Source organism: Micromonospora sp. NPDC049048 (assembly GCF_043197615.1).
In the GTDB taxonomy this organism is placed as follows: Bacteria; Actinomycetota; Actinomycetes; order Mycobacteriales; family Micromonosporaceae; genus Micromonospora.
Window position 1 is genome coordinate 111,451 of sequence record NZ_JBICTM010000001.1, and the last position, 25,996, is coordinate 137,446.

A 25,996-nucleotide genomic window follows, 5' to 3' on the forward strand; every position below is an offset into this window, starting at 1 on the left:
GAGGGGCGGGCCCCAGGTCCAGGAATTCTGCGCCCGGCAGACGGAGAGACGGAACCGGCCCGGACCGACGAGGCGGTCCGGGCCGGGTGCGTTCCGGCGGCCGTGGACGGGCCACGGCCGGGAGGTCAGACGCGGGCGCGGCGGGCCAGGCGCTCCGGGTCGAGGATGATGATGCTCTTGCCGTCCAGGCGCAGCCAGCCCCGCGACGCGAAGTCGGCCAGCGCCTTGTTGACGGTCTCCCGGGAGGCGCCGACGAGCTGGGCGATCTCCTCCTGGGTGAGGTCGTGGGTCACCCGCAGCACTCCGCCGTCGCGGGTGCCGAAGCGGCCGGCCATCTGGAGCAGGTTCTTGGCGACGCGGCCGGGCACGTCGGTGAAGATCAGGTCGGCCAGCGAGTCGTTCGTCCGCCGCAGCCGGCGGGCGAGCACGCGGAGCAGCTGTTCGGCGATCTCCGGCCGGTTGTTCAGCCACGGGCGCAGGGCCTGCTTGCGCAGCCGTACCAGCCGGGTGTCGGTGACCGCGGTGGCGGTCGCCGTGCGGGGGCCCGGGTCGAAGAGCGACAGCTCGCCCACCATGTCCGACGGGCCCATCACCGCGATCAGGTTCTGCCGGCCGTCGGCAGCCCGCCGGCCCACCTTGATCTTGCCGGACAGCAGGATGTAGAGACTGTCGCCGGGCTCGCCCTCGTTGAAGACGACTTCGCCCTTGCGTACCTCGAGCGTCTCCATCTCCTTGGCGAGCGCCTCGGCAGCCTCCGGGTCGACGCCCTGGAAGATTCCGCTGCGGGCCAGTACCTCGTCCATCGCGCACCTCCGCCTGCGCGTGCCGTCCGTCGGCCGGGTCCGCCGTCCGCTGATCCCTCGCGCGTCGCCAGTCTAGGCGCATGTGAGCAGCAATCAGAGGTGCACCCCTGGAAACTTGATCGTTGGGCGTAGCCTGCCGGACCTGATCAAGCAGTAGGATCACCCGCCGCGCGGGCGCCGAGCCGGCCTGAGACACCGGGCCGTAGGGTCACCCCGTGCTGACTGAACCCGCGCTGACCGCCCGCCAGGAGGACGGTCGGGACGTACCACTGCTCGTCTGGCGCGCCGAGCGTCCGCTGCGCGCGGTCAGCTCCGCACCGCTGGGCGGCGGGATCGGCGTACGGCACTGGGTCGTCAACGCGACCGTGCACATGTCGTACGACCGGGACGACCCCGCCGACCACCTGGCCGAACTGGCCGACCGGCTCCACCTCGACGGGCCCGGGGTGGGCCTGCTGACCGGGGTGGACGTCGCCGAGGTCGTGGCCCGGACGGACACCGGCGTGCGGGTCTGGGCGACGGTCGGCCTGGGCACCCCCGTCTGGGCGGCGGAGCCCGCCCCGGCGGTGCTGGCCCAGCGGGTCGGCACGGTCAACATCGTGGCGTACGTCCCGGCCCGGCTCGGCGACGCCGCCCTGGTCAACGCGGTCGCCACGGCCACCGAGGCGAAGGCGCAGGCGATCGCGGAACTGGGCGTGCCGGGCACCGGCACCCCGACGGACGCGGTCACCGTGCTCTGCCCGGTCGACGGCCCCGAATCGGCGTACGGCGGACCGCGCTCGACCTGGGGCGCGCCGCTGGCCAGGGCCGTGCACGCCGCCGTGACGGCCGGCGGGGCGGGCACCGTGGTCCCGTGGTCGGACCGACCGGCGGGCTGACACACCGTCCGATCGGCCCTCGTTTCGGTGTTCCACACCCGATAAGGTCGCGCTCGATGTACGCTGCCGCCTCCCCTCCCCGCCGTCGCGCCGCACTCGGCCTCGGCGCGCTGCTCGCCGTCCTGCTCGCCGCCGGCTGCGGGGGGCCCGACTCCGGGTCCGACGCGGTCTGGCAGCCCGGCGCGGGTGGCGGTGGCACCGGTGCCCCGGACCGCTCGGGCCAGCCCGAGAAGCCCGCCGAGCAGTCCATCTCGCTCTCGGCGACCGGCGACATCATCATGGGCAACGCGCCGAACCGGCTGCCCCCCAACGGCGGGAAGGGCTTCTTCGACTCGGTGCAGAAGGCGCTCGCCGCCGACCTGGTGATGGGCAACCTGGAGGAGCCGCTCACCGTCGACACCGGCACCGGCAAGTGCGGGCCGAACTCGACCCGCTGCTTCCAGTTCCGGGCCCCGCCCGAGTACGCCGCACACCTGCGCGACGCGGGCTTCGACCTGCTCAACCAGGCCAACAACCACGGCTACGACTTCGGCCCGAAGGGCTACGAGAACACCCAGAAGGCGCTGGAGAAGTACGACCTCGCGCACACCGGGGCGCCCGACCAGATCACCGTGGTCGACGTCAAGGGGGTCAAGGTCGCGGTCGCCGGCTTCTCGTCGTACGTCTGGTCCAACAGCCTCACCGACATCGCCGCGGCGAAGAAGGTGATCGCCAAGGCGGCCGGCATGGCCGACATCGTCGTCGTGCAGGTGCACATGGGCGGCGAGGGCTCCGAGAAGACGCGGGTGCGGCCGGGCACCGAGATGTTCCTCGGGGAGAACCGGGGCGACCCGGTGAAGTTCTCCAAGGCCATGATCGACGCCGGGGCTGACCTGATCGTCGGACACGGCCCGCACGTGCTGCGCGGCATGGAGTTCTACAAGGGCCGGCTCATCGCGTACAGCCTGGGCAACTTCGCCGGCGGGGGCAACTCGCTGAGCAACGCCGGCCGGCTCGGCTGGGGCGGGGTGCTGAAGGTGTCGCTGAAGCCGGACGGGAGCTGGGAGGGCGGCTCGTTCGCCTCGACGTACATGAACTCCATCGGCAAGCCGACCATGGACAAGGACGACCGTGGGCTGGGCCTGCTGAAGCAGCTCACCAAGAGTGACTTCCCGGAGACCGGCGCCGTCTTCGACGACTCGGGCAAGATCAGCGCGCCGCAGGGCGGCTGACCGGGGGCGTGCGGCGCGTGGGCCCGGCCGGGCGTCGGTCGGGCGACGTAGGCTGGCCGTCGTGACCACGAGTTCCTCCGGCTTCACCGAGACCGACCTCGGGCGCACCCGTCGCGCCCGGCGGATCGGCCGGGTGCTGACCGACACCCACCCCGACGCGCACTGTGAACTGGACCACTCCAACCCGCTGGAGCTGGCCGTCGCGACGATCCTCTCCGCGCAGTGCACGGACAAGAAGGTCAACGAGGTCACTCCGAAGCTCTTCGCCCGCTATCCGACCGCCGCCGACTACGCGGGGGCGGACCGGGCCGAGATGGAGGAGCTGATCCGGCCCACCGGCTTCTACCGCAACAAGACAGACTCGCTGATCAAGCTCGGCCAGGCCCTCGTGGAGCGGTACGACGGCCGGGTCCCCGGCAAGCTCGCCGACCTGGTGACGCTCCCCGGCATCGGCCGCAAGACCGCCAACGTCATCCTCGGCAACGCCTTCGACGTCCCCGGGATCACCGTCGACACCCACTTCCAGCGGCTGGTGCAGCGCTGGCGGCTGACCGCCGAGACCGACCCCGTCAAGATCGAGCACGCGATCGGGGCACTCTTCCCCCGGCGCGACTGGACCATGCTCTCGCACCGGATCATCTTCCACGGCCGGCGGGTGTGCCACGCCCGCAAGCCGGCCTGCGGCGCGTGCACGCTGGTCAAGCTGTGCCCGTCGTACGGCACCGGCCCGACCGAGCCGGCGGCGGCCGCGAAGCTGCTCAAGGGCCCCCGGGCCCGGGACCTGGCGGTGGCGGCCGGGGTCGACCCGGAGCTGGTGCCGGTCCAGGCCGTCGTGGCGGAGGCACCGTGAGCGCGAGGAGCGGGCGGCTGTCGCGAGCCCCGCGGTCCCGGAACACGGTGAACCGATGAACCGCCGGCTCGCCGCCCTGCTCGTACCCGTGCTGCTGGCCGCCGCCGGGTGCACCGCCGGCGCCGAGGAGAAGGAGCCCGGTCCCTCCGCCCGGCAGAAGGCCGCCGCCAACCGGCCGTCGCCGTTCCAGGACTGCGCCGCCCTCGACACCCCGCCCGCGTCCGCCCCGTCGGCGTCCCCGTCCGGGGGCGAGGCGCTGCCCGAGCTGACCCTGGAGTGCTTCACCGGTGGCGCCCCGGTCGCCCTGCGGGACGTACGCGGCCCGGCGGTCATCAACGTCTGGGCCTCCTGGTGCCCGCCCTGCCGCAAGGAGCTGCCCGCCTTCCAGCGGCTCAGCGACCGGGCCGCCGGCCAGTTCCGGGTGGTCGGCGTCAACAGCGGGGACAGCCGCGAAGCTGCCCAGTCCATGGGCGAGGACTTCGGCGTCCGCTTCCCCGTGCTGATCGACCAGGGTGAAGGACTCAAGCGGGAGCTGAACCGCAAGGGCATCCCCCTGACCGTCCTCGTCGACGCTCAGGGCCACGTCCGGCACATCGACTCCACCGGCGCCCTCGACGACGCGCGCCTGGCGGAGCTGGTCCGCCAGCACCTCGGCGTGACGGTGCCGGCATGAGCCGCGCGGCGGGAGGCGGGCGTGCCGGCGTGAGCCGCGCGGCGGGGCACGGGCCTGCCGGCATGAGCCACGCGGCGGGGCACGGGGCTGCCGGGGTGCGCGGCCGGTGGGGCGCGGGGGTGCGGGCGTGAGCCGGCAGCCCCCGGGCTGGTTCGACCCGCTGCTGACCCGGCTCGGCACCGCGCGCAGCGAGGACTTCACCCGGCTGGTCACCCCGGAGAGCGGGGGGCGGGAGAGCGCGGTGCTGGTGCTGCTCGGCGAGGAGCCCGGCACGGGCCCCGACGTGCTGGTCCTCCAGCGGGCCGCCACCCTGCGCAACCACGCCGGCCAGCCCGCCTTCCCCGGCGGCGCGGCCGACCCCGAGGACGCCGACGCCCGCGCGACCGCCCTGCGCGAGGCGAACGAGGAGGTCGGCCTCGACCCGGCCAGCGTCACCGTCATGGCGGAGCTGCCGAAGCTCTGGATCCCGGTCAGCGACTTCGTGGTCACCCCCGTGCTGGCCTGGTGGCACGCCCCGCACCCGGTGCACTCCCGGGAACCGGCCGAGGTGGCGCACGTGACCCGGCTGCCGGTCACCGAGCTGGTCGACCCGGCGAACCGGATGCAGGTCCGCCACCCGAGCGGCTGGGTCGGTCCGGCCTTCTCGGCGCGCGGGATGCTGGTCTGGGGCTTCACCGGCGGGGTGCTGGCCACCCTGCTGGAGATGGGCGGCTGGGCGCGCCCGTGGCCGCGCGACCGTGTCGTGGAGCTGCCGCCGAGCGGGGCCGCCCCGGCGCCCTCGGCCGGCACCGACGCGGTCGACGAGACCCCGGTGCGTTGACCGGACGGTCACCTTCCGCAAGCGATGGTCATCTCGCGGGCCCGGTGCCCGTACGCTTGACGCGTGTCCGCCGTGGATCTCGTACTGCTGCTGCTCATGCTCGTGTTCGCGATCAGCGGATACCGCCAGGGCTTCGTCATCGGGGTGCTGTCGTTCTCCGGCTTCTTCCTGGGCGCGCTCGTGGGCCTCCAACTGGGGCCGCTACTGGCCCAGCAGTTCGTGGACAGCGGCACGAGGGTCCTGATCTCGCTGGTGGCGATCTTCGGGCTGGCGGTGGTCGGCCAGGCGATCACCGGCTGGCTCGGTTCCCACCTGCGCAAGACGATCACCAGCGACGTCGGCAGGCGGATCGACGACGTCGGCGGGGCGTTCGTCTCGCTCTTCGCCGTGCTGCTCGTCGCCTGGCTGGTCGCGGTGCCGCTCGGCTCGTCGTCCGTACCCTGGCTGGCCTCCTCGGTACGCAACAGCGCGCTGCTCACGGTGGTCGACCGGGTCCTGCCCGACCAGGCGCAGCAGCTCTCGACGGCGCTGCGGGACACCGTGGACACCAACGGTTTCCCCGACGTCTTCGGCGACCTGGCACCCACCCGGGCCCGGCAGGTGTCCCCGCCCGACCCGGCGCTCGCCGGCTCCCAGGTGGTCGTCAACAGCCAGCGCTCGGTGGTCAAGGTGCTCGGCTCCGCCCCGAGCTGCTCCCGCCGCATCGAGGGCTCCGGCTTCGTCTACGCCGACGACCGCGTGATGACCAACGCGCACGTCGTCGCCGGCACCCGCTCCACCGTCGTCGAGCTGAACGGCGACCGGTACGACAGCAAGGTGGTCGTCTACGACCCCGACCGGGACCTGGCCGTGCTGCACGTGCCCGGGCTGCCCGGCCCGTCGATGCGGTTCGCCGCCGGCAACGCGGGCAGCGGCGCGGACGCGATCGTGCTGGGCTTCCCGCTCGACGGGCCGTACAACGCGCAGTCGGCGCGGATCCGGGACGTCGACCGGATCACCGGGCCGGACATCTACTCCTCGGGCAACGTGACCCGGGAGGTCTACACCATCCGGGCGCTCGTGCAGAGCGGCAACTCCGGCGGCCCGCTGGTCTCCTCGAACGGGCTGGTACTCGGCGTCATCTTCGCGGCGGCGGCCGACGACCCGAACACCGGCTTCGCGGTGACCGCGGCCGAGGCCCGCCCGGTCGCCCTCGCCGGCGCCGAGCGCACCCGCGCCGTCGGCACCGGCGACTGCACCTGACCGTCAGCTTCCCTGCGCCGGTCCCGGGCCCTTCGGCGGTGCCGGCCGGCCGGGCGGGGTGGCCCGCCAGACGGTGAGGACGGCGGCGGTCGCGGCCACCACGGCCGCGCCGAGCAGCCAGCCGGCCAGCACGTCGCTGGTCCAGTGCACGCCGAGGGCCACCCGGCTGAACCCGGTGACCAGGGCGAGCAGCAGGGCGGCCGTCCACACCACCCGGCGCGGGGCCGGGCGGGCGTGCGGGAGGAACACCACCAGCAGCACCCCGGCGGCGAGGGCGGCGTTGAGCGCGTGCCCGGACGGGAAGGCCAGGCCGGGCGCCTCGGCCACCGGATCGGGCAGTTCCGGCCGGGACCGGCCGAAGAGCAGCTTGAGTAGCGGGCCGAGCAGGCCGCCGACCGTCATGGTGACGGCCACCCAGACCGCCAGCTGCCGGGCCCCGCGGCGGAGCAGCCAGAGCACCAGGACCAGGGCACCCGCGCGCAGCGGCATCGGGGCGAACACCTCGGTCCAGAGGGTCATCAGGCTCACCCAGGCCGGGTGGTCGGCGGCGTGCCCGGCCAGCGCGTCGGTGACCGCCGTGTCGAGTCGGCGCAGCGGGGGCCAGGCTCCCAGGACCAGGACCGCCAGCAGCGTGAACGGCACCGCCACCAGGAACACGGCGGCCGCCGCGAGGGTCAGCCGCAGGCCCCGGGGGCCATCCGGGTGCAGCCGACGGCCGCGCCATGAGGAGCGCGGCGGGGCGGCGAGGGTACGCGGGCCGGGTGGGCTCATGACAACTCGTCGTACCCGGGACGCGACCCGCTCAGACCCGCTTCCGGCTCAGCGTGACGGTGGCGGCCGCCGCCACGTCCCGGCCGGCCGTCGTGGCGAGCCCAGCGGGGTCCACTGGCGGAACCGGCGCACCGTCAGCGCCGCCCCGGTCAGCAGGGCGACGAAGAACGCGGCCCCCGTCCAGAGCTGCTCCGGCGTGGTGTCCTGGTGTGCACCCGCCGGCTGCGCCGCCCACCGGGACTCCTGGCGCGGCACGGTGAAGCCGAGCGGGTCGCCGTTGACCCCCGCGATGTCGGGCTGCGCCGCCGCCGGCGCGGGACCGAACCCGACCACGCCCGGCGAGGAGTCGTCGTCCAGCGGGTTGCGGCCCACCGGGCTCACCTCGGCGTTCAGCGCGGCGACCGGGTCGACCATGCCGTACCCGAAGCGGTCGTCCCGGCCCGTCGGGCCGATGTCGCGGGCGGTGGTGAGCAGCCGGTTGACCACGTCGCCGGCGGACATCTGCGGGTAGCGGGCCCGTACCAGCGCGGCCGTGGCGGCGACCAGCGGAGCTGCGAAGCTGGTGCCCTGCACCCGCCAGTAGCCGCCCGGCCGGGCCCCGACCAGGCCGGTGGCGGGGGCGGTGAGCACGGTGGCCCGTCCGGTGATCGAACCGGACCAGAGGTTGTCGCTGTCGCGTTCCGACCCGGCGACCGCGATGACGCCCGGCTCCCGGGCCGGGTACCAGACCTTCGCGTTGGACGAGGTGCCCAGGTTGCCGGTGCAGGCGACCACGACGACGTCCCGGACGAAGGCGTAGTCGAGCGCCGCCGCCAGGGCGGGGCTGTCGCCGCTGCCGCCGAGGGACAGGTTGATCACGCGGGCGCCGTTGTCGACGGCCCAGCGCACCCCCTTGGCGACGATCAGCGCGTCGTCGTAGCGGTTCTCGGCGTCGAGGACGCGTACCGGAAGGATCCGGGCGTCCGGCGCCAGGCCGACGGCCCCCCGCTCGTCGTCGTTGCGGCCGGCGATCAGCCCGGCCACGGTGGTGCCGTGGCCGACCGGATCGGGGTCGCCGGCAGCCCCGTCGGGCGCGACGAGGTCGAGGCCGGGCAGCACCTGGCCGGCCAGGTCGGGGTGGTCGGCGTCCACACCGGAGTCGATCACCGCGACGGTGACCCCCTTACCGGTCGAGCTGCGCCACGCCGTCCTCGCCTGCAACAGGTCGAGCTGCCACTGGTCGTCGCGGACCTGGTCGGGACGCTTCCTGCCGTCGGGCGCCGCGAGCGCCACCCCGACGGCGGCCGGCTGCTGGAGGACGGGTCGGGCGGTGGGCTGCCGAGGGGCGGCGTCGGCGGCCGTGACCGGGACCGCGACCGATACCGCGGCGACGGCCACACCGAGCAACGTACGTCCGGCGATCCGCCGAGCCGCTGGCGGACAACTGTGCCGCACGGTCGTCACATCCTCAGGCATTCATCGCGACGCAAACATGACGATCGGAGATTACCGGTTCCCGGAGGTCCTGCGGGGCGTTCTGGGGACACCGGTCACGGCGGGGGCAGATGGGCCAGCTGGACCAGGCGTACGCCCTCGCGCCGGGTGACCAGCCGGCCGCGTCCCGGGGGCAGCGGGCCGGGCCGGACCGGGCCGACCAGCGCCCCCTCCTCCGGACTGCCCGCCATCACCAGGCCCGAGGTGGACAGTTCACGCAGGCGCTGCACGAGCGGCTCGTACTGGGCCCGGCCGGCACCGCCCGAGCGGCGGGCGAGCACCAGGTACAGCCCGACGTCGCGGGCGTGCGGCAGGTGCTCCTCCAAGGCACGCAGCGGGTTGGCCGGCCCGCTGGCGACCAGGTCGTAGTCGTCGACCAGCACGAACAGCTCCGGCCCGGACCACCACGACCGCTGCCGCAGCTGCGCGGGCGTGACGTCGGGCCCCGGCACCCGTCCCGCCATGTAACCGGCGGCGGACTCGATCAGGTCGGTGGTGTGCGCCGCCGCGGAGCCGTACCCGATCAGGTGCGGCGACGCCGACTCGGTGAGGTCCACCAGGCTGCGGCGGTAGTCGACCAGGATGACCCGGGCCTGCTCCGGGGTGAACCGGGCCATGATCGAGGTGGCCAGCGCGCGCAGGAACGACGACTTGCCGCACTCGGCGTCGCCGAAGACCACGAAGTGCGGCTCGGTGGCGAAGTCCAGCACGACCGGACGCAGGTCCGCCTCGGCGATCCCCACCGGGACGCGCAGGCCGGTGGTCGCGGTCAGGTCCAACTCGGCGTACGGGAGCACCGGCGGCAGCAGCCGCACCGGAGGCGCGACCGGCCCGGTCCAGCCCTCGGCGGCCCGCTTGACCAGGTCCGCGGTGTCCCCCGTGGAGGCGGCCAGCTGCGGCAGGGCGGTGAGGAAGTGCAGGCTCTCCGCCGTGACGCCCCGGCCGGGGGTCTTCTCCGGCACGTTCGTCGCCGCCCGGCGGGCCACCAACGAGTCGGCCGGGTCGCCGAGGCGCAGCTCCAGCCGGGAACCGAAGAGGTCCCGGATCGCCGGCCGGAAGTCCAGCCAGCGCACCGCCGTCGCCACCACGTGCACCCCGTACGACAGTCCCCGGGTGGCCAGGTCGGTGACGAGCGGTTCGAGGTCGTCGTACTCGCCGCGCAGGGTGGCCCAGCCGTCCACCACCAGGAACACGTCGCCGAACGGGTCGGTGCCGGGCTGGCCGGTGCCCGCCAGCGCGGCCCGGCGCTGCCGCCAGGCGGCCATCGACTCCACGCCCAGCTCGGCGAAGTGCCGCTCCCGGTCGACCAGCAGGGTCGCGATCTCGCCGACCGTACGCCGCACGGCCGTCGGGTCGGCGCGGCCGGTGACCCCGCCGACGTGCGGCAGGTCCCGCAGCGCGGCCAGCCCGCCGCCGCCGAAGTCGAGGCAGTAGACCTGTACCTCGGCCGGGGTGTGGGTGAGCGCCAGGGCGCAGATCAGCGTGCGCAGCGCGGTCGACTTGCCGCTCTGCGGACCGCCGACCACCGCCACGTGCCCGGCGGCGCCGTCCAGCGCCAGCCAGAGCAGGTCGCGGCGCTGCTCGAAGGGCTTGTCGACCACCGCGACCGGCACCTGGAGCGCGCCGTGCAGCTCGGGATTGCCGAAGGTGAGGCCGCGCGCCGGGTCGGCGCCGACCGGCCCGAGCAGCTCGTCCAGCGCCGGCGCCGGGCCGAGCGGCGGGAGCCAGACCTGGTGGGCGGGCGGCCCCTGCCCGGCCAGCCGGTCGACCATCAGCTCCAGCAGGCTCTCCGTGCCGCCCTCGTCGGCGGTGGCGGGCAGGGCGGGCGGCCCGACCGGCTCCGGCCTGGGCACCAGGTGGGTGGAGAAGGCGAGCAGTCGCGGGGCCCCCGTGCCGCCCGCGCCCGGCGTCGCGCCGCGCCGGCGCAGCGCCCCCGAGACGTACGCGGCCTTGAAGCGCACCAGCGGCTCGGTGCCGAAGCGCAGGTAGCCGTGGCCGGGGGAGCGGGGCAGCTCGTGCGCGTCCGGCACCCCGAGCACCGTGCGGGACTCCAACGCCGAGAAGGTCCGCAGCCCGATCCGGTACGACAGGTGGGTGTCGAGCCCGCGCAGCCGCCCCTCCTCCAGCCGCTGACTCGCCAGCAGCAGGTGCACGCCGAGCGACCGGCCCAGCCGGCCGATCTGCACGAACAGGTCGATGAAGTCGGGCTTGGCCGAGAGCAGCTCGGAGAACTCGTCGCAGATCAGCAGCAGCGACGGCAGCGGGGCGAGCGGGGTGCCGGCGGCGCGGGCCCGCTCGTAGTCGCGCAGGCTCGCGAAGTTGCCGGCCCGGCGCAGCAGTTCCTGGCGGCGGACCAGCTCGCCGTTGATGGCGTCGACCATCCGGTCGACCAGCGGCAGCGCGTCGGCCAGGTTGGTGATCACCGCGGCGGTGTGCGGCAGCCGGTCGAAGGAGGCGAAGGTCGCGCCGCCCTTGAAGTCGATCAGTACGAAGTTGAGCTGCTCCGAGCTGTGCGTGGCGGCCAGCCCGAGCACCAGCGTGCGCAGCAGTTCGGACTTGCCGGAGCCGGTCGCCCCGATCAGCAGGCCGTGCGGCCCCATCCCGTCCTGCGCCGACTCCTTCAGGTCCAGCTCGATGGCGCCGCCGTCGGTGCCCACCCCGATCGGCACCCGCAGCCGTTCCCGGGCGGACCGGGGCGCCCACCCCTGCTCGGCGGTGAAGCTCTCCGGGTCGCCGAGGCCGAGCAGCTCGGGCAGGCCCAGCTCGGCGCCCGGCGGGGCGTCCGGGCCACGTGCCGTGGTGGCCAGCCGCAGCGGGGCCAGCCGCCGGGCGACGGCCTCCGCGTCGACGAGGTCCAGCCGGTCCGCCGTACCGACCTCGGCGTGTCCCTCCGCCGAGTGGGAGTGCAGCCGGCCGCCGCGCAGCTCCAGCAGCAGCGCGAAGCGGTCCAGCAGGCGCGGCGGCGGGGTGTCCAGGTCGATGATCGTGACGGCGTCGATGCCCCCGTCGCCGGTCAGGTCGGTGGCCCCGGTCAGGTCGCCCCCGTCGAGCACCACCACCACGTGCGGGCCGTCGGTGGCCGGGCCGGCCGGGCTGAACCGGGACCGGCTCGCCAGCACCTCGTCCAGCAGCCCTTCCAGCTCCGTCCCCGCGCTGGTGACCAGCCGGACCGGGCCGAGCGCGTCCGTGCGGGTGGGGTGGTGGGCGTGCGGCAACCACTTGACCCACTCCCAGGCGGCCCGCCGTTCCGGCCCGGCGCAGACGGCGACGAGCAGCTCGTCGGGGGCGTGGAAGACCGCGAGCTGGGCGAGCATCGCCCGGGCCAGCGCCTGGGCGGCGGGCCCGTCGCCGGCCGGCCCGACGTCGCGGACGAAGACCCGGGCGAAGCTGCGCAGGGAGAGCGCCACCGGCAGGTCGGGCACCACGCAGTACGCGTCCAGGAAGCGGCGCAGCGCGCCGGCGGTCATCGGCTCCAGCTCCTCCAGCGGGCGGGTGACCGGAGGGACCAGCGGGGTGGCGAGGGTCTGCGGGCCGACGGCGACCCGGACCACCGCGAAGTCGGGGTCGGTGGGGCGGCGTTCCCAGACCCGGTGGCTGTCGACGGTCGACCAGAGCCGGCCGGGATCCGGATGCCGGTAGTAGAGCCCGGCGCGCTGCTGCCCGGCGGTCTGCCGCACCCGGCGCCGCAGCACGGTCAGGTGCCGCAGGTAGTCGCGCCGGGCGGCCATCATCTCCGACTTCTTCGGGGTGCCGGAGGCGCTGCCCCACGACGTCACCAGCATCGCCAGCGAGGAAAGCCCGAACATCCCGCCGACCACGTACGAGTAGGCGCCGCCGCCGCGGCCGAACATCATCGCCATCGCCACCGTGCCGCCCAGCATCGGCAGCACCATGAGCAGCTGCTGCCAGCGCCCGCCGGCGACGGCGGGGATCTCCGGCGGCGCGTCCACCGGCAGCTCACCCACCGGGATCTCCGGCGCCGGGCGGCGAGGTGGTCGCTTGATGACGACAGTGGACACTCGACCTCCTGACAGCGCTCGGTAACCCGAGCCTGGCTCATGGTAGGTAAAGTCCTGTCGTCCGCGCAGCCACCAACCCCGCCAAACATGGAGATCAGTCGATGAGTATCGGGCTGGCCCGGGTCACCATCAACGCCCCCCAGCGGCGGGTGGACGTCGCCCTGCCCGAGCAGGTGCCCCTGGCCGAGCTGCTGCCCGAGGTGCTGCGGCACGCCGGCGAGGGGCTGGCCGACGACGGCGAGCGGCACGGCGGCTGGGTGCTGCGGCGTACCGACGGGGCGGTCCTGGCCACCGCCCAGGCGCTGCTGCCACAGGGCGTACGCGACGGCGAGGTGCTGCACCTGGTGCCGGCCCGCGCGCAGTGGCCCGAGCTGGAGTACGACGACGTGGTCGAGGCGATCGCCGACGGGGCCCGGCGGCGCGGCGGGGCGTGGTCACCGGCCGCCACCCGGGCCGCCGCCCTGGCCGGGGCCGCCGTGCCGCTGGCCGTCGGGCTGCTCGCCGTGGCGGCCGGCGGCCCGGCGCACGAGGCGGCCTGGCCGGCCGCCGCCGTGGTGGCGCTGCTGCTCACCCTCGCCGGGGTGGTGGCGTCCCGCGCCCACGCCGACGGGTCAACCGGCGCGACCCTGGGCGGCTACGCCCTGCCCTACGCCGCGGTGGCGGGCGCCCTCGCGGTCGCCTCCGGCGACCCGGTCGGGCCGGTCCCGGGGCTGCGCTGGGTCGGCGCGCCCGAACTGCTGGCCGGCTCCGTGGCGCTGCTGCTGGTGTCGGTGCTCGGGCTGGTCGGCGTCGCCACCCGGCTGCGGGTCTTCGTGGCGGGTGCCACCGCGGGGCTCGCGGGCGCGCTCGCCGCGCTCGGCGCACTGCTGCTCAGCCCGGCCGGTACGGCGGCGGTGCTGCTCTGCGTGCTGGTCTTCGCCGTGGGGGCGGTACCGCTGCTGGCCATCCGGCTCGGCAAGGTGCCGCTGCCCCCGATCACCCTGCCCAGCAGCGAGCCGGGCGGCGCCGACCGGGCCCGCGACCTGCCCGACCGGGACCGGGTCTACGCGGCGGTGGCCCGCACCGAGGAGATGCTCACCGGGATGCTGCTCGGGCACGCCGTGCTCGCGGTCGCCGCCGCGGTGGTGTTGAGCCTCTCGGGCGGCACGGCCGGCCGGCTGCTGGTGGCGGTCGCCGCAGCCGTCCTGCTGCTGCGCTCCCGGCTCTTCGTTGCTCTGCGCCACCGGGTGCCCACCGTCGCCGCCGGCCTCGCCGGGTACGCCGTGCTGGGCGCCGTGCTCGTCGAGCGGTCCGGTCCGGCCGGCCGGCTCGCGCTGGTCGTGGGCGGGCTGGCGCTGGCCCTCGTGGCGGTGGCCGCCGGCACCACGTACGCCCGCCGGCCGGTCTCCCCGTACGTCGGCCGGATCGCGGACCTGACCGACACGGCCCTGGTGGTGTCGGTGGTGCCCGTCGCCTGCGCGGTGCTCGACCTGTACGAACGGGCCCGGGGGCTGCTCGGCTGAGCGGCCCCCGGGCCCGTCGGTGGTCGGTGCCGGGTCAGTGCGTGGACTCGCCGCGCGCCTCGGCCTCCTTGGCGCGCCGGTACGACGCCGCGATCTCCGCTTCGGCCTCGATGCGCCCCACCCACGTGGCGCCCTCGACGGACTTGCCGGGCTCCAGGTCCTTGTAGACCTCGAAGAAGTGCTGGATCTCCAGCCGGTCGAACTCGCCGAGGTGGTGGATGTCGCGCAGGTGCTCCTGGCGCGGGTCCTCGTAGGGCACGCAGAGGACCTTGTCGTCGCCGCCCTTCTCGTCGGTCATGCGGAACATGCCGATGGTGCGGCACCGGATCAGGCAGCCGGGGAAGGTGGGCTCGGGGACCAGCACGAGCGCGTCCAGCGGGTCGCCGTCCTCGCCCAGTGTGCCCTCGATGAAGCCGTAGTCGGCCGGGTACTGCGTGGAGGTGAAGAGGGTACGGTCCAGCCGGATCCGGCCGGTCACGTGGTCGACCTCGTACTTGTTGCGGTGACCCTTGGGGATCTCAACCGTCACGTCGAAATCCATCTGCACGCTCCCTCGTTTGCCCACGCTGGCCAACGGAAACCAGCGGCACGCCGCCCCCGCACGGGTGAATGCCCACCCGCAGGCTCCGGCCGCCGCATAGTGTTCGGACCGAAGTAGTGTCACCCAAGCAGATTTTCGCGGGGCGAGGAGGGGGCCGTGGGGAGGGAAGATTCACACTACCGTCCGGACACCGATGCTGGACGGGGTACCGGGCGATCTGCTTCCGGCGGCGCGACCGGCCGGTTCCCGGTGCCCGACGCCCATCTTCCCCGCCCGGCCGCGTCCCCCGGCGCCGCCGACCTGACACCCGGTCCGCCCCCGGCCAACGGCGCCCCGGCCGGCCCCGGTGGTGCGGCCGGTCCCGGCACCCCGGGCGGCCCCGGCGGTCCGGCCGGCCCGGGCGGCTTGAGCGGTCCCGGCGTCGTGAACGGTCCTGGCGTTCCGGGTGGTCCCGGCGTCCTGAGCGGTCCCGTTGGCCAGGTCGGCGCGACCGGCCCGTCGGGCCAGGAAGCTCCGCCGGGGTCGACGGATCTCTGGGCCGCCGCCGCGACCCGGCCCGCTGGCGGGCCACCGGGCCCAGGTGCCCCGGAGCCGCCCGCGTCGCCCGCGCCGGCGCCCCGGCGTCGCCGGGCCCTGCCCCTCGTGCTGGCGGCGGTGCTCGTGCTGGTGCTGGCCGTCGTCGGGATCGCCGTGGTCCGCCCCGGACCGGTGGCGGACTGGCTGGGCGACGGGTCCGCCGGCCGGGACACCGCCGCGCCGGCCGCGGAACCGGCGCCCGTGGCGGTGCTGGCCGGCGCGGACGCGAACGCCCCGATGCCCACCCCCGAGGGTGTACGCGCCGCGCTCGCCCCGCTGGTGGACGTGCCCGCCCTCGGCGACCGGGTGCACGTGTCGGTGGCCGACGTGACCACCGGCCAGCCGCTCTTCGGCCGGGGTGAGGACGACGGCACGGTGCCGGCCTCGGTGACCAAGCTGGTCACCGGCGTGACGGTGCTCGCCGCGCGGGGTCCGGCGTACCGCATCCCGACCCGGGTGGTGGCCGGTGCGGCACCGGGCGAGGTGGTGATCGTCGGCGGCGGCGACCCCACGCTGGCGGTCGACAAGAACGGCTTCTACCCCGGCGCGGCCCGCCTGGACGACCTCGCCGGCCAGGTGCGCGACGCCCTCGCCGGCACGAAGCCGACGAAGGTGACGGTCGACTCGTCGCTCTACTCCGGTCCGCTCTTCGAGCCGGGCTGGGACGACGACATCCCCACCGGCGGCTACGGCGGCGCGATCACGGCGCTGATGACCGACGGGGCCCGCAGCGACGTGACCCGCGCGAAGAAGGACGCGGCGGCCGGCAACCACTGGGCCGAGCGGGTGGCCCAGCCCGACCTCGCGGCCGGTCGGGCGTTCGCCCGGCTGCTCGGCCTGCCGGCCGGTGCCGTCGCCCGGGGCACCGCCCCCGCGGCGACCACGTCCTCCGCCACCGGCGCCCCGGGGCCCGGCGCGGAGCTGGGCAGGGTGGAGTCGCTGCCGATGGTCCGGCTGGTCGACATCATGATCAGCGACAGCGACAACATCATCGCCGAGGCGTTGGCCCGGCAGGTCGCACTGGCCCGCAACGAGCCCGCCTCGTTCGTCGGCGCCGGCGCGGCGATGGACGCGGTGGCGGGGGAGCTGGGCCTGCCGGCGGACGAACTCACCCTCGCCGACGGCAGCGGCCTGTCGCGCAGCAACCGGATCAGCCCTTCGCTGCTCACCGACCTGATCGCGCTCGCCGGCGCCGGCAGCCGCCCCGAACTGGCCGCGATCTTCGGCGGCCTGCCCGTCGCCGACTGGTCCGGCACCCTCGCCGACCGGTACGAGACGGCGGCGACGAAGGCCGGTGCCGGGGTGGTCCGGGCCAAGACCGGGACCCTGACCAAGGTGCACGCCATCGCCGGCCTGGTCAGTACGGCCGACGGACGGCTGCTCACCTTCGCGGTGCTCACCGACGCGGTGCCCCCCGACGGGCTGACGGCGGCCCGGGGCGCACTGGACCGGATCGGTGCCGCCCTGGCCGGCTGCGGCTGCCGCTGACCGGCCCCCGGACGGGCCGCCGTGCCGGTCGCCGGGCACGTGAGGGCCGGGCGCCGGCAGGCGTGGGCACCGGCGTCGATCGCCGGCGCGAGCCCGGGCCGGGGTGTCGCGGCGCGGGTACGGTGGGGTGCATGGCGCAGTTCGTGGACTGGGATCTGGCCGCCGCGACCGCGGGGGCGCTGAGTAAGTCGGGCCCCCGGGTGTCGTACACCGAGGCCACCGACGTGGTCGCTGAGCTGCGGCGGTTGACCGACGAGGCGGCGGGGCACGTCGCGGACTACACGGGCCTGCGCTCGCAGGTGTCCCACCCGCCCGTACGGGTGGTGGACCGGCGGGACTGGGCGGCGACCAACATCGCCGGGCTCCGCGAGGTGATCACCCCGCTGGTCGGCCGGCTCACGAAGGACAAGCAGCCGGGCGCGCTCACCGAGGCGATCGGCTCCCGGGTCACCGGAGTGCAGGCCGGCACCGTGCTGGCGTACCTCTCCGGCCGCGTCCTCGGCCAGTACGAGGTCTTCTCCGCCGACCCGGGGCAGCTGCTGCTGGTCGCGCCGAACATCGTCGAGGTGGAACGCAAGCTGGGGGCCGACCCGCGGGACTTCCGGCTCTGGGTCTGCCTGCACGAGGTGACCCACCGCACCCAGTTCACCGCCGTGCCGTGGATGCGGGCGTACTTCCTCAGCGAGGTGCAGGCCTTCGTGGACGCGTCGTCCAGCGGCGGCGAGCACCTGCTGGAGCGGCTGCGCCGGGGCGTGGCCACGCTCTCCGACGCGATCAAGGACCCGGAGAGCCGCACCAGCGTGCTGGACATCGTGCAGACCCCGGCGCAGCGGGCCGTGCTGGACCGGCTGACCGCGCTGATGACCCTGCTGGAGGGGCACGCCGAGTTCGTCATGGACGGCGTGGGCCCGCAGGTCGTTCCGAGCGTCGAGCGGATCCGGGCGGCGTTCAACCGGCGCCGGGAGGCCGGCAACCCGCTGGAGAAGGCCATCCGCCGGCTGCTCGGCATCGAGGTCAAGATGCGCCAGTACGCCGAGGGCCGCAAGTTCGTGCACGGCGTCGTGGACCGGGTCGGCATGGAGGGCTTCAACAAGATCTTCGGCTCGCCGCTCACCCTGCCCCGGCTGGAGGAGCTCGGCGACCCGGACGCCTGGGTGGCGCGGGTGCACGGGCCGGTCGGCCCGGCCCCGACCGTCGGCTGACCGTACGCCGGTGGCCGCGCTCGCCCCGCCGGTGGCCGCGATCCGCGTCGCGGTCCGCCGCGCGCTCGCCGACCTGCCGCCCGGCGGCCCGGTGCTGGTCGCCTGCTCGGGCGGCGCGGACTCGCTCGCGCTGGCCGCCGCCACCGCGTTCGTGGCGCCCCGGATGGGCCGCGCCGCCGGCCTGGTGACGGTCGACCACGACCTCCAGGAGGGCTCGGCGCGGCGGGCCGCGGCGGTGGTGACGTGGGCCCGCGAGGTCGGCCTGGCGCCGGTCGAGTCGGTGCGGGTCGAGGTGGCCGGCCGACCGGGCGGGCCGGAGGCGGCGGCCCGCGAGGCCCGTTACGGGGCGCTCGCCGAGGTGGCCGACCGGCTCGGGGCGGTGGCCCTGCTCACCGGGCACACCCGCGACGACCAGGCGGAGACGGTGCTGCTCGCGCTCGCCCGGGGCGCGGGCCCGCGCGGCCTGGCCGGGATGCCCGCCCGGCGGGACCTCGACGGGGTGCCGCTGCTGCGCCCGCTGCTGGAGGTCAGCCGGGAACAGACCCGTACGGCGTGCGCGGTGCTCGGGCTGAGCCCCTGGGAGGACCCACACAACGCCGACCCGTCGTACGCCCGGGCCCGGGTCCGGGCCGACCTGCTGCCCGCCCTGGTCCGCGCGCTCGGGCCGGGGGTGCTGGACAACCTGGCCCGTACGGCCCGGCTCGTGGCGGCGGACAACGCCGTCCTCGACGAGTTGGCCGACGCCGCGCTGGCCGGCGTCCGGCACCCCGACGGCGGGCTCGCGGTGCGGGCGCTGGCCGAGCTTGCGCCAGCGGTACGCGGCCGGGTGCTGCACGCCTGGGCCCGCGAGCTGGGCGCCCCGCCCGCCGCCCTGTCGCACCGGCACGTGGCGGCCCTGGAGGCGCTGGTCACGGGCTGGCGGGGGCAGGGGCCGGCGCACCTGCCGGGCGGGCTGCGGGTGCTCCGCCACGACGGCCGGCTCACCGTCGCCGGGTCCCGCTGATCCGCTGGCGCCGTGGCCCCGGGGGCCGGTTCCGGGGCCGCGGGATTCGCCGGCAGGCGGTAGACATGGCGCATGGCGTACCCCCGACAGCCGCTCTTCGCGCCGCAGGGCGCGGTGGCGACGAGCCAGCCGCTGGCCGCGGCCGCCGGCCTGGCCGTGCTGCGACGCGGCGGCAACGCCGTCGACGCGGCCCTGGCGACCGCGATCACCCTGACCGTGGTGCAGCCGCCGTCCAACGACATCGGCGGCGACCTGTTCGCGATCGTCTGGGACGGCGAGCGGCTGCACGGCCTCAACGCCTCCGGCCGGTCCCCGGCGGCCCTGACCCGCGAGCTGGTGCTCGCCGCGACCGGGGGGCGCGGCGCGGCCCCGGTCGACGCGCTCGGCGGCGCCCAGTGGGCGGGGCCGGCGATGCCCGCCCGGGGCTGGCTGCCGGTGACGGTGCCCGGCGCCCCGGCGGGCTGGCGCGACCTGCACGACCGGTTCGGCTCGCTGCCCTTCGCCGACCTCTTCACCGACGCGATCGGCTACGCCGAGCACGGTCACCCGGTCTCCCCGGGGGTGGCGGCGATCTGGTCCCGCGCGCTCGCCGCGCCCGGCCCGACCGGGGCGGAGTTCGACGAGTTCGACCGGCTGTTCGCGCCCGGCGGGCGGGCCCCCCGGGCCGGGGAGCGCTGGCGCAACCCCGACGCGGCCCGGACCCTGCGGCTGATCGCCGACACCGGGGCCGAGGACTTCTACCGGGGCGGCATCGCGGAGGCGCTCGCCGCGCACGCGGCCCGCACCGGCGGCCTGCTCACCGGCGACGACCTGGCCGGGCACGCCTCGACCTGGGTGACCCCCGTGTCCGCCCGCTACCGCGGTCACGAGGTCTGGGAGCTGCCGCCCAACGGGCAGGGCCTGGCGGCGCTGCTGGCGCTGCACATCCTCGACGGGACCGACCTCGCGGGGCTGCCCCTCGCCGAGCGGCTGCACCGGCAGATCGAGGCGATGAAGCTCGGCTTCGCCGACGCGCACGCCCACGTCGCCGACCCGCAGCGGGTTCCGGTGCCGACGGAGGCGCTGCTCTCCCCGGCGTACGCGGCGACCCGCCGTGCCCTGATCACCGAGCGGGCCGGGGAGCCGACCGCCGGCGATCCGGAGCGCGGCGGCACGGTCTATCTCTGCACCGCCGACTCGGGCGGGATGATGGTCAGCCTGATCCAGTCGACCTACCTGGCCTTCGGCTCGCGGGTGGTGCCGCCCGGGCACGGCTTCGCGCTGCAGAACCGGGGGCTCGGGTTCCGCCTCGACCCGGCCCACCCCAACGTGGTGGGGCCGGCGAAGCGGCCGTACCACACGATCATCCCCGGCTTCCTCACCCGCGACGGGCGGCCCGTGGGCCCGTTCGGGGTGATGGGCGGGCACATGCAGCCGCAGGGGCACGTGCAGCTGGTCTCGGCGACCCTCGACGGCGGGCTCGACCCGCAGGCGGCGCTGGACGCGCCGCGCTGGTACTGGCACGCCGGCCGCTCGGTGCTGGTCGAGCCGGAGCTGGTGGCCACCGCCGAGGGGCGGGCCGCGGTCGCCGAGCTGCGGGCCCGGGGTCACGAGATCGCCGTCGCGCAGGAGCCGGCGGTCTTCGGGCACGGGCAGGCGATCTGGCGGCTGCCGGACGGCGGTCACGTGGTCGGCTCGGAGCCCCGGATCGGTGGCGGGATGCTCGGCTGGTGAGCGGACGGCCGCCCCCGTCGTGCCGTCGGCCCCGCTGACGGTCACCGTGGTCCGTCGCCGAGGGCCCGGGGCTCAGGTCTCCACGCGCTCGCGGAAGGTGGCCCGGTAGGTGTGCGGGGTGGCGCCGACCCGGCGGGCGAAGTGGTGCCGCAGCGCCGCCGAGTCGCCGAACCCGGCCCGGTCGGCCACGGCCTCGACGCTGAGCCCGGTCTCCTCCAGCAGTCGCCGGGCCAGCAGCACCCGCTGGTTGGTCAGCCAGTCGTGCGGCGTGGTGCCGGTCTCGGCGCGGAACCGCCGGGCGAACGTACGCGGGGACATCTCCGCCCGCGCGGCCAGCTCGTCGACGGTGACCGGATGGTCCAGGTGCCCCATCAGCCACTCGAGCAGCGGCTCCAGGGTGGGCGCCTCGGGGGTCCTGGGGATGGGCGCCTCGACGTACTGCGCCTGCCCGCCGTCGCGGTGCGGGGGCACCACCATCCGCCGGGCCAGTCGGGTGGCCGTCGCCGAGCCGTGTTCCTGGCGGACCAGGTGCAGGCACGCGTCGATGCCGGCCGCCGTACCGGCGCTGGTCAGCAGCCGGCCGTCCTGGACGTAGAGCGAGTTGCACCGGACCCTGGCGGTCGGGTGGCGACGTTGCAGCTCGTCGACGTACCGCCAGTGGGTGGTGCACTCCCGGCCGTCGAGGAGACCGGCCTCGCCCAGCACGAACGCGCCGGAGCAGACGCTGAACACGTACGCCCCGCGGTCGGCGGCGCGGCGCAGCGCGGCGAGCACGGTGGCCGGTACGACGGTGCCCGGCTGGTGGGCGGGGACGGCGACCAGGTCGGCCTCCTCGATCGGGCCGAGGTCGGCGTGCGGGGTCAGGTGGAATCCCGACGAGGTGCGGACCGGGGCTCCGTCGGGGCTGCACACGTGGAACCGGTAGTCGGGGAACCCGTCGGCGGTGCGGTCGGTTCCGAACACCTCCGCGAGGACCCCGAGCTCGAACGTGGCGACCCGGTCCAGGGCGAGGACGGCGACCGATCTGAGCATGTGACGAGGGTAACCGCGACGATGGCAGGAAATCGAGGAGCAGTGGCATTCCTGCCACTGTCCGGGCGGCGGCCGGCGGCGGAAACTGGTTCCAGTCCGGTGCGCACCGGCGGCGAAAACCACAGCAATCATGCGAAAGCGAGCGCCGCCATGGAGATCCTGTTCTTCCTCTTCTTCCTGCTCATCCTCGCGCTGGCCTCGGTCGCCGGCCTCGGCGCCGACAGCCGGGACTCGGCCGACTGGAAGCCGTCCGACGACGGCCGCCGCTGGCGGTCGCGGGTCTGCTGAGGTGGTTCGCGCCCTTGGCGACCTTTGTGCAGGGCGGGGCTGCGCTCGAAAGGGGCGGCCCCGCCGACGGGGACCGTCGGGCGTACGGCAGGCTAGGAGCCATGTCTGACGGCTCCTGGTACGACGCCGACATCGACCACGTGATCATCTCCGAGGCGCAGATCCGCGAGAAGACCGCGGAACTCGCCAAGCAGGTCTCGGCGGACTACGCCGACGTCGATGACGGGCTCCTGCTGGTCTGTGTCCTCAAGGGCGCGGTGATGTTCATGGCCGACTTCGCCCGGGCGCTGGGCCGCAGCGGGCCGCCGGCCGAACTGGAGTTCATGGCCGTCTCCTCGTACGGCCAGGGCACCACCTCCTCCGGAGTGGTCCGCATCCTCAAGGACCTGGACCGGGACATCGCCGGCCGGCACGTGGTCGTGGTCGAGGACATCGTCGACTCCGGTCTGACCCTGTCCTGGCTGCTGCGTTACCTGGAGTCCCGTTCGGCGGCGAGCGTCGAGGTGGTCGCGCTGTTCCGCAAGCCCGACGCGGTCAAGGTGCCGGTGCCGGTGAAGTACGTCGGCTTCGACATCCCGACGGAGTTCGTGGTCGGCTACGGCCTCGACTTCGACGAGCGCTACCGCGAGCTGCCCTACGTCGGCGTGCTCAAGCCCGAGGTGTACGCCCGGGCCTGAGCCCTCCCGCGCGGGCCGTCACCTGGGCGCCGATCGAGCGGACGTTCAGCGGGCTCTCAGCGAACCGGACTACGGTGGAGGCCGGTGGCGTGGAGGCACCCTCCACGCCCGGCCCCTCGAACCGCGTGACCGGGCGGACGGGAGGTCGGGTGAGGAGCTCGCGTCACGCCGGCTTACCCGGTTCGCCCTACGCGTAATTGTCGGGCTCGCAGGCCCGATCCGCGCGCACGATGATCGGATCGTGCGCGTTCGCGGGGCTCGCAAGCTCGCTCGGTGCGCGCGCAACTGTTCCCTTTGTGCGCGACTGCGGGGCTCGCAAGCTCACTCCTCGCGTACACGGTGTACCGTCGAATGACCGCGGCGCGGCAGTTCGCGCCTCGGGGTCGAGCCGGCCCGCACGGCGGCTCCGGCCGCCGCCGCAGGCGGCGACACCATCAGACGGTCAGGACGTCGATCAGGAGGATGCGGGCGCCTCGGCGCTCGACAACAGCATGGAACGTACGCGTTTCTTCCGCCGACCGGTGGTCTGGATCATCCTGGTCATCCTCGGCGCCGTTGTGCTCAGTCAACTGTTCACCGCTGGTCCCAGCTACCACAAGGTGGACACTTCCGTTGCGCTCGACCAGCTCAACAAGGGCGGCATCGAGAAGGTCGTCTTCCAGGACAAGGAGCAGACGCTCCGGCTCGACCTGAAGGACAAGACCAAGTTCGGTGACACCGACACCGACCGGATCGAGGCGCAGTTCCCCTACGAGGTCGGCGGCCAGGTCTGGAACGAGGTCCTCGAGGCCAAGGCGAACAACCGGGTCACCGGCCCGGCCAACGTCGAGGTGTCGTCCGACAGCATCTGGGTGAGCCTGCTGGTCAACCTGCTCCCGATCGCCCTGCTGGTGCTCCTGCTGCTCTTCTTCATGTCGCAGATGCAGGGCGGCGGCTCCCGGGTGCTCAACTTCGGCAAGTCCAAGGCGAAGATGATCACCAAGGACACGCCGAAGACCACGTTCGCGGACGTGGCCGGCGCCGAGGAGGCCGTCGAGGAGCTGCACGAGATCAAGGACTTCCTACAGAACCCGGCGAAGTACCAGGCCCTGGGCGCCAAGATCCCGAAGGGCGTCCTGCTCTTCGGCCCGCCCGGCACCGGTAAGACGCTGCTGGCCCGCGCCGTCGCCGGCGAGGCCGGGGTGCCGTTCTACTCGATCTCCGGTTCGGACTTCGTGGAGATGTTCGTCGGCGTCGGCGCCAGCCGGGTCCGCGACCTCTTCGAGCAGGCCAAGGCGAACGCCCCGGCCATCGTCTTCGTCGACGAGATCGACGCCGTCGGCCGCCACCGCGGCGCCGGCATGGGCGGCGGTCACGACGAGCGCGAGCAGACCCTCAACCAGCTGCTCGTCGAGATGGACGGCTTCGACACCAAGGGCGGGGTCATCCTGATCGCCGCCACCAACCGGCCGGACATCCTCGACCCGGCGCTGCTGCGCCCGGGCCGGTTCGACCGGCAGATCCCGGTGGACGCCCCCGACATGGAGGGCCGCAAGGCGATCCTGCGGGTGCACGCCAAGGGCAAGCCGTTCACCCCCGACGTCGACCTCGACGCGGTGGCCCGGCGCACCCCGGGCTTCAGCGGCGCCGACCTGGCCAACGTGATCAACGAGTCCGCGCTGCTCACCGCGCGTAAGGACCAGCGGGCGATCACGAACGACTCCCTGGAGGAGTCGATCGACCGGGTGATCGCCGGTCCGCAGCGCCGTACCCGGGTGATGAGCGACCAGGAGAAGAAGATCACCGCGTACCACGAGGGTGGGCACGCGCTGGTCGCCTGGGCGCTGCCGCACGCCGCGCCGGTGCACAAGGTGACGATCCTGTCCCGCGGGCGGTCGCTGGGCCACACCCTGGTCCTGCCCACCGAGGACAAGTACACCCAGACTCGCGCCGAGATGGTCGACACCCTGGCGTACGCGCTGGGTGGCCGGGCCGCCGAGGAGTTGGTCTTCCACGAGCCGACCACCGGCGCCGGCAACGACATCGAGAAGGCCACCCAGCTGGCCCGCGCGATGATCACCCAGTACGGCATGAGCTCCAAGCTCGGCGCGATCAAGTACGGCACCAGCGGCGACGAGCCGTTCCTCGGCCGCAACATGGGCCACGAGCGGGACTACTCCGACGCCGTCGCCGCCGAGATCGACGGCGAGATGCGGGCGCTCATCGAGCTGGCCCACGACGAGGCCTGGGAGATCCTGGTGGAATACCGGGACGTCCTGGACAACATCGTGCTGGAGCTGATGGAGAAGGAGACCCTCTCCACCGCCGACATGGCCCGGATCTGCGCCCGGGTGGCCAAGCGGCCGCCGATGGCGCCGTACAACGGCTTCGGCAAGCGCCAGCCCTCCACCGAGCCGCCGGTGCTCACGCCAGCGGAGAAGGACGCGCTGAAGGTGCAGGCCCAGGCCGACGGCGCCGAGGCGACGGTGGGCGGCGGCAGCCCGAACAACTCCAACAACTCGGACGGTACGCACTGAGCACCGACCCGACGGCCAGTTCCCGGGACCACCGGGGACTGGCCGTCTCCGCAACCGAGCCGGACGGCGACGACACCCTCGACTACGTCGCCGCGCGCCTGATCAGCGGCAAGCTCACCGGTCGGCCCGTCGAGGAGACCATGGACCTCGGGCGGATCGAGAAGGCGGTCCGCGAGATCCTGATCGCCGTCGGGGAGGACCCGGACCGCGACGGGCTCCAGCAGACCCCGGCCCGGGTCGCCCGCGCGTACGCCGAACTCTTCGCCGGCCTCCGGGTCGACCCGGCCCAGGTGCTCAGCACCACCTTCGAGGCCAACCACGAGGAGTTGGTGCTCGTCCGGGACATCGACGTGATGAGCCTCTGCGAGCACCACCTGCTGCCGTTCCGGGGCAGCGCCCACATCGGCTACATCCCGGGGCCGGACGGCCGGATCACGGGCCTGTCCAAGCTGGCCCGGCTGGTCGAGGTCTTCGCCCGCCGGCCGCAGGTGCAGGAGCGGCTCACCTCCCAGATCGCCGACCTGCTGATGGAACGGCTCGCGCCGCGCGGCGTGGTGGTGGTGCTCGAGTGCGAGCACATGTGCATGGCGATGCGCGGCATCCAGAAGTCGGGCGCCAAAACCATCACGTCGGCCGTGCGGGGCACCCTCCAGCGCGACGCCAAGTCGCGCGCCGAAGCGATGGCGCTGATCATCCCCCGCTGACCGGCCAGGTCACC

General features: G+C 74.7%; 21 protein-coding genes. 15 read left to right on the forward strand and 6 right to left on the reverse strand.

The genetic code is table 11. From position 1 onward, the window contains the following. Positions 1–125 precede the first annotated feature (125 nt). The gene (locus ACGFIG_RS00525; protein WP_088981720.1) at positions 126–803 is read right to left on the reverse strand and encodes a Crp/Fnr family transcriptional regulator; all 678 of its coding nucleotides are present in this window, start codon (positions 801–803) and stop codon (positions 126–128) included. A gap of 215 nt (positions 804–1,018) precedes the next feature. On the opposite strand from ACGFIG_RS00525, the gene ACGFIG_RS00530 reads away from it, so the two are divergent. The 6 genes from ACGFIG_RS00530 to ACGFIG_RS00555 all read left to right on the forward strand — a co-directional run bounded on the left by ACGFIG_RS00530 (position 1,019) and on the right by ACGFIG_RS00555 (position 6,477). Next, positions 1,019–1,681 carry an adenosylcobinamide amidohydrolase gene (locus ACGFIG_RS00530; protein WP_392997944.1) on the forward strand — a complete coding sequence of 221 codons (663 nt, stop codon included), beginning with the start codon at positions 1,019–1,021 and terminating at the stop codon, positions 1,679–1,681. Positions 1,682–1,737: 56 nt separating this feature from the next. Beyond that, positions 1,738–2,892, forward strand: coding sequence for a CapA family protein (locus tag ACGFIG_RS00535; protein ID WP_392997945.1), 1,155 nt, complete (start codon positions 1,738–1,740; stop codon positions 2,890–2,892). Positions 2,893–2,953: 61 nt separating this feature from the next. Continuing rightward, the gene (gene nth, locus ACGFIG_RS00540; RefSeq protein ID WP_392997946.1) at positions 2,954–3,742 is read left to right on the forward strand and encodes an endonuclease III; all 789 of its coding nucleotides are present in this window, start codon (positions 2,954–2,956) and stop codon (positions 3,740–3,742) included. Positions 3,743–3,797: 55 nt separating this feature from the next. Continuing rightward, entirely contained in the window at positions 3,798–4,415 is a 618-nt protein-coding gene (locus tag ACGFIG_RS00545) for a TlpA family protein disulfide reductase (RefSeq protein WP_392997947.1), read from the forward strand. A 127-nt stretch (positions 4,416–4,542) separates the two neighbouring features. Beyond that, on the forward strand, positions 4,543–5,235 hold the full coding sequence (locus ACGFIG_RS00550) for an NUDIX hydrolase (RefSeq protein WP_392997948.1): 693 nt from the start codon (positions 4,543–4,545) through the stop codon (positions 5,233–5,235). Between the two features lie 63 nt (positions 5,236–5,298). Further along, positions 5,299–6,477, forward strand: coding sequence for a MarP family serine protease (locus ACGFIG_RS00555; RefSeq protein ID WP_392997949.1), 1,179 nt, complete (start codon positions 5,299–5,301; stop codon positions 6,475–6,477). Positions 6,478–6,480: 3 nt separating this feature from the next. Here ACGFIG_RS00555 and ACGFIG_RS00560 read toward each other — a convergent pair whose 3' ends face one another. The 3 genes from ACGFIG_RS00560 to eccCa form a co-directional block, all read right to left on the reverse strand. Beyond that, complete coding sequence (locus tag ACGFIG_RS00560) at positions 6,481–7,248, reverse strand: phosphatase PAP2 family protein (RefSeq protein ID WP_392997950.1); 768 nt, start codon at positions 7,246–7,248, stop codon at positions 6,481–6,483. 48 nt (positions 7,249–7,296) lie between these two features. After that, entirely contained in the window at positions 7,297–8,703 is a 1,407-nt protein-coding gene (gene mycP / locus ACGFIG_RS00565) for a type VII secretion-associated serine protease mycosin (protein WP_392997951.1), read from the reverse strand. A 74-nt stretch (positions 8,704–8,777) separates the two neighbouring features. After that, the gene (gene eccCa / locus ACGFIG_RS00570) at positions 8,778–12,740 is read right to left on the reverse strand and encodes a type VII secretion protein EccCa (RefSeq protein ID WP_392997952.1); all 3,963 of its coding nucleotides are present in this window, start codon (positions 12,738–12,740) and stop codon (positions 8,778–8,780) included. Between the two features lie 101 nt (positions 12,741–12,841). Between eccCa and eccD the strand changes: the two genes are divergently transcribed. Continuing rightward, positions 12,842–14,242, forward strand: coding sequence for a type VII secretion integral membrane protein EccD (gene eccD, locus ACGFIG_RS00575; protein ID WP_392997953.1), 1,401 nt, complete (start codon positions 12,842–12,844; stop codon positions 14,240–14,242). Positions 14,243–14,276: 34 nt separating this feature from the next. On the opposite strand, the gene ACGFIG_RS00580 is transcribed toward eccD, so the two are convergent. Continuing rightward, positions 14,277–14,783, reverse strand: a complete 507-nt coding sequence (locus ACGFIG_RS00580; protein ID WP_392997954.1) for an inorganic diphosphatase — start codon at positions 14,781–14,783, stop codon at positions 14,277–14,279. A 633-nt stretch (positions 14,784–15,416) separates the two neighbouring features. Here ACGFIG_RS00580 and dacB point away from each other — a divergent pair. The 4 genes from dacB to ACGFIG_RS00600 all read left to right on the forward strand — a co-directional run bounded on the left by dacB (position 15,417) and on the right by ACGFIG_RS00600 (position 20,765). Next, positions 15,417–16,847: a D-alanyl-D-alanine carboxypeptidase/D-alanyl-D-alanine-endopeptidase gene (gene dacB / locus ACGFIG_RS00585; protein ID WP_392999358.1), complete on the forward strand. Its 1,431-nt coding sequence runs from the start codon at positions 15,417–15,419 to the stop codon at positions 16,845–16,847. 131 nt (positions 16,848–16,978) lie between these two features. Continuing rightward, positions 16,979–18,049: a zinc-dependent metalloprotease gene (locus tag ACGFIG_RS00590; RefSeq protein WP_392997955.1), complete on the forward strand. Its 1,071-nt coding sequence runs from the start codon at positions 16,979–16,981 to the stop codon at positions 18,047–18,049. A 10-nt stretch (positions 18,050–18,059) separates the two neighbouring features. After that, the gene (tilS, locus tag ACGFIG_RS00595) at positions 18,060–19,052 is read left to right on the forward strand and encodes a tRNA lysidine(34) synthetase TilS (RefSeq protein ID WP_392997956.1); all 993 of its coding nucleotides are present in this window, start codon (positions 18,060–18,062) and stop codon (positions 19,050–19,052) included. Between the two features lie 72 nt (positions 19,053–19,124). Next, positions 19,125–20,765, forward strand: a complete 1,641-nt coding sequence (locus ACGFIG_RS00600; protein WP_392997957.1) for a gamma-glutamyltransferase family protein — start codon at positions 19,125–19,127, stop codon at positions 20,763–20,765. 72 nt (positions 20,766–20,837) lie between these two features. Here the strand turns inward: ACGFIG_RS00600 and ACGFIG_RS00605 are convergent, their stop codons facing one another. Continuing rightward, positions 20,838–21,797: a GlxA family transcriptional regulator gene (locus tag ACGFIG_RS00605; RefSeq protein WP_392997958.1), complete on the reverse strand. Its 960-nt coding sequence runs from the start codon at positions 21,795–21,797 to the stop codon at positions 20,838–20,840. A gap of 150 nt (positions 21,798–21,947) precedes the next feature. On the opposite strand from ACGFIG_RS00605, the gene ACGFIG_RS00610 reads away from it, so the two are divergent. The 4 genes from ACGFIG_RS00610 (at position 21,948) to folE (ending at position 25,982) form a co-directional block, all read left to right on the forward strand. After that, on the forward strand, positions 21,948–22,085 hold the full coding sequence (locus tag ACGFIG_RS00610) for a hypothetical protein (protein WP_392997959.1): 138 nt from the start codon (positions 21,948–21,950) through the stop codon (positions 22,083–22,085). A 101-nt stretch (positions 22,086–22,186) separates the two neighbouring features. Next, positions 22,187–22,762: a hypoxanthine phosphoribosyltransferase gene (hpt, locus tag ACGFIG_RS00615; protein WP_392997960.1), complete on the forward strand. Its 576-nt coding sequence runs from the start codon at positions 22,187–22,189 to the stop codon at positions 22,760–22,762. Positions 22,763–23,253: 491 nt separating this feature from the next. Then, positions 23,254–25,278 carry an ATP-dependent zinc metalloprotease FtsH gene (gene ftsH, locus ACGFIG_RS00620; protein WP_392997961.1) on the forward strand — a complete coding sequence of 675 codons (2,025 nt, stop codon included), beginning with the start codon at positions 23,254–23,256 and terminating at the stop codon, positions 25,276–25,278. A gap of 38 nt (positions 25,279–25,316) precedes the next feature. Beyond that, positions 25,317–25,982, forward strand: coding sequence for a GTP cyclohydrolase I FolE (folE, locus tag ACGFIG_RS00625; RefSeq protein WP_121401600.1), 666 nt, complete (start codon positions 25,317–25,319; stop codon positions 25,980–25,982). Positions 25,983–25,996 lie beyond the last annotated feature (14 nt).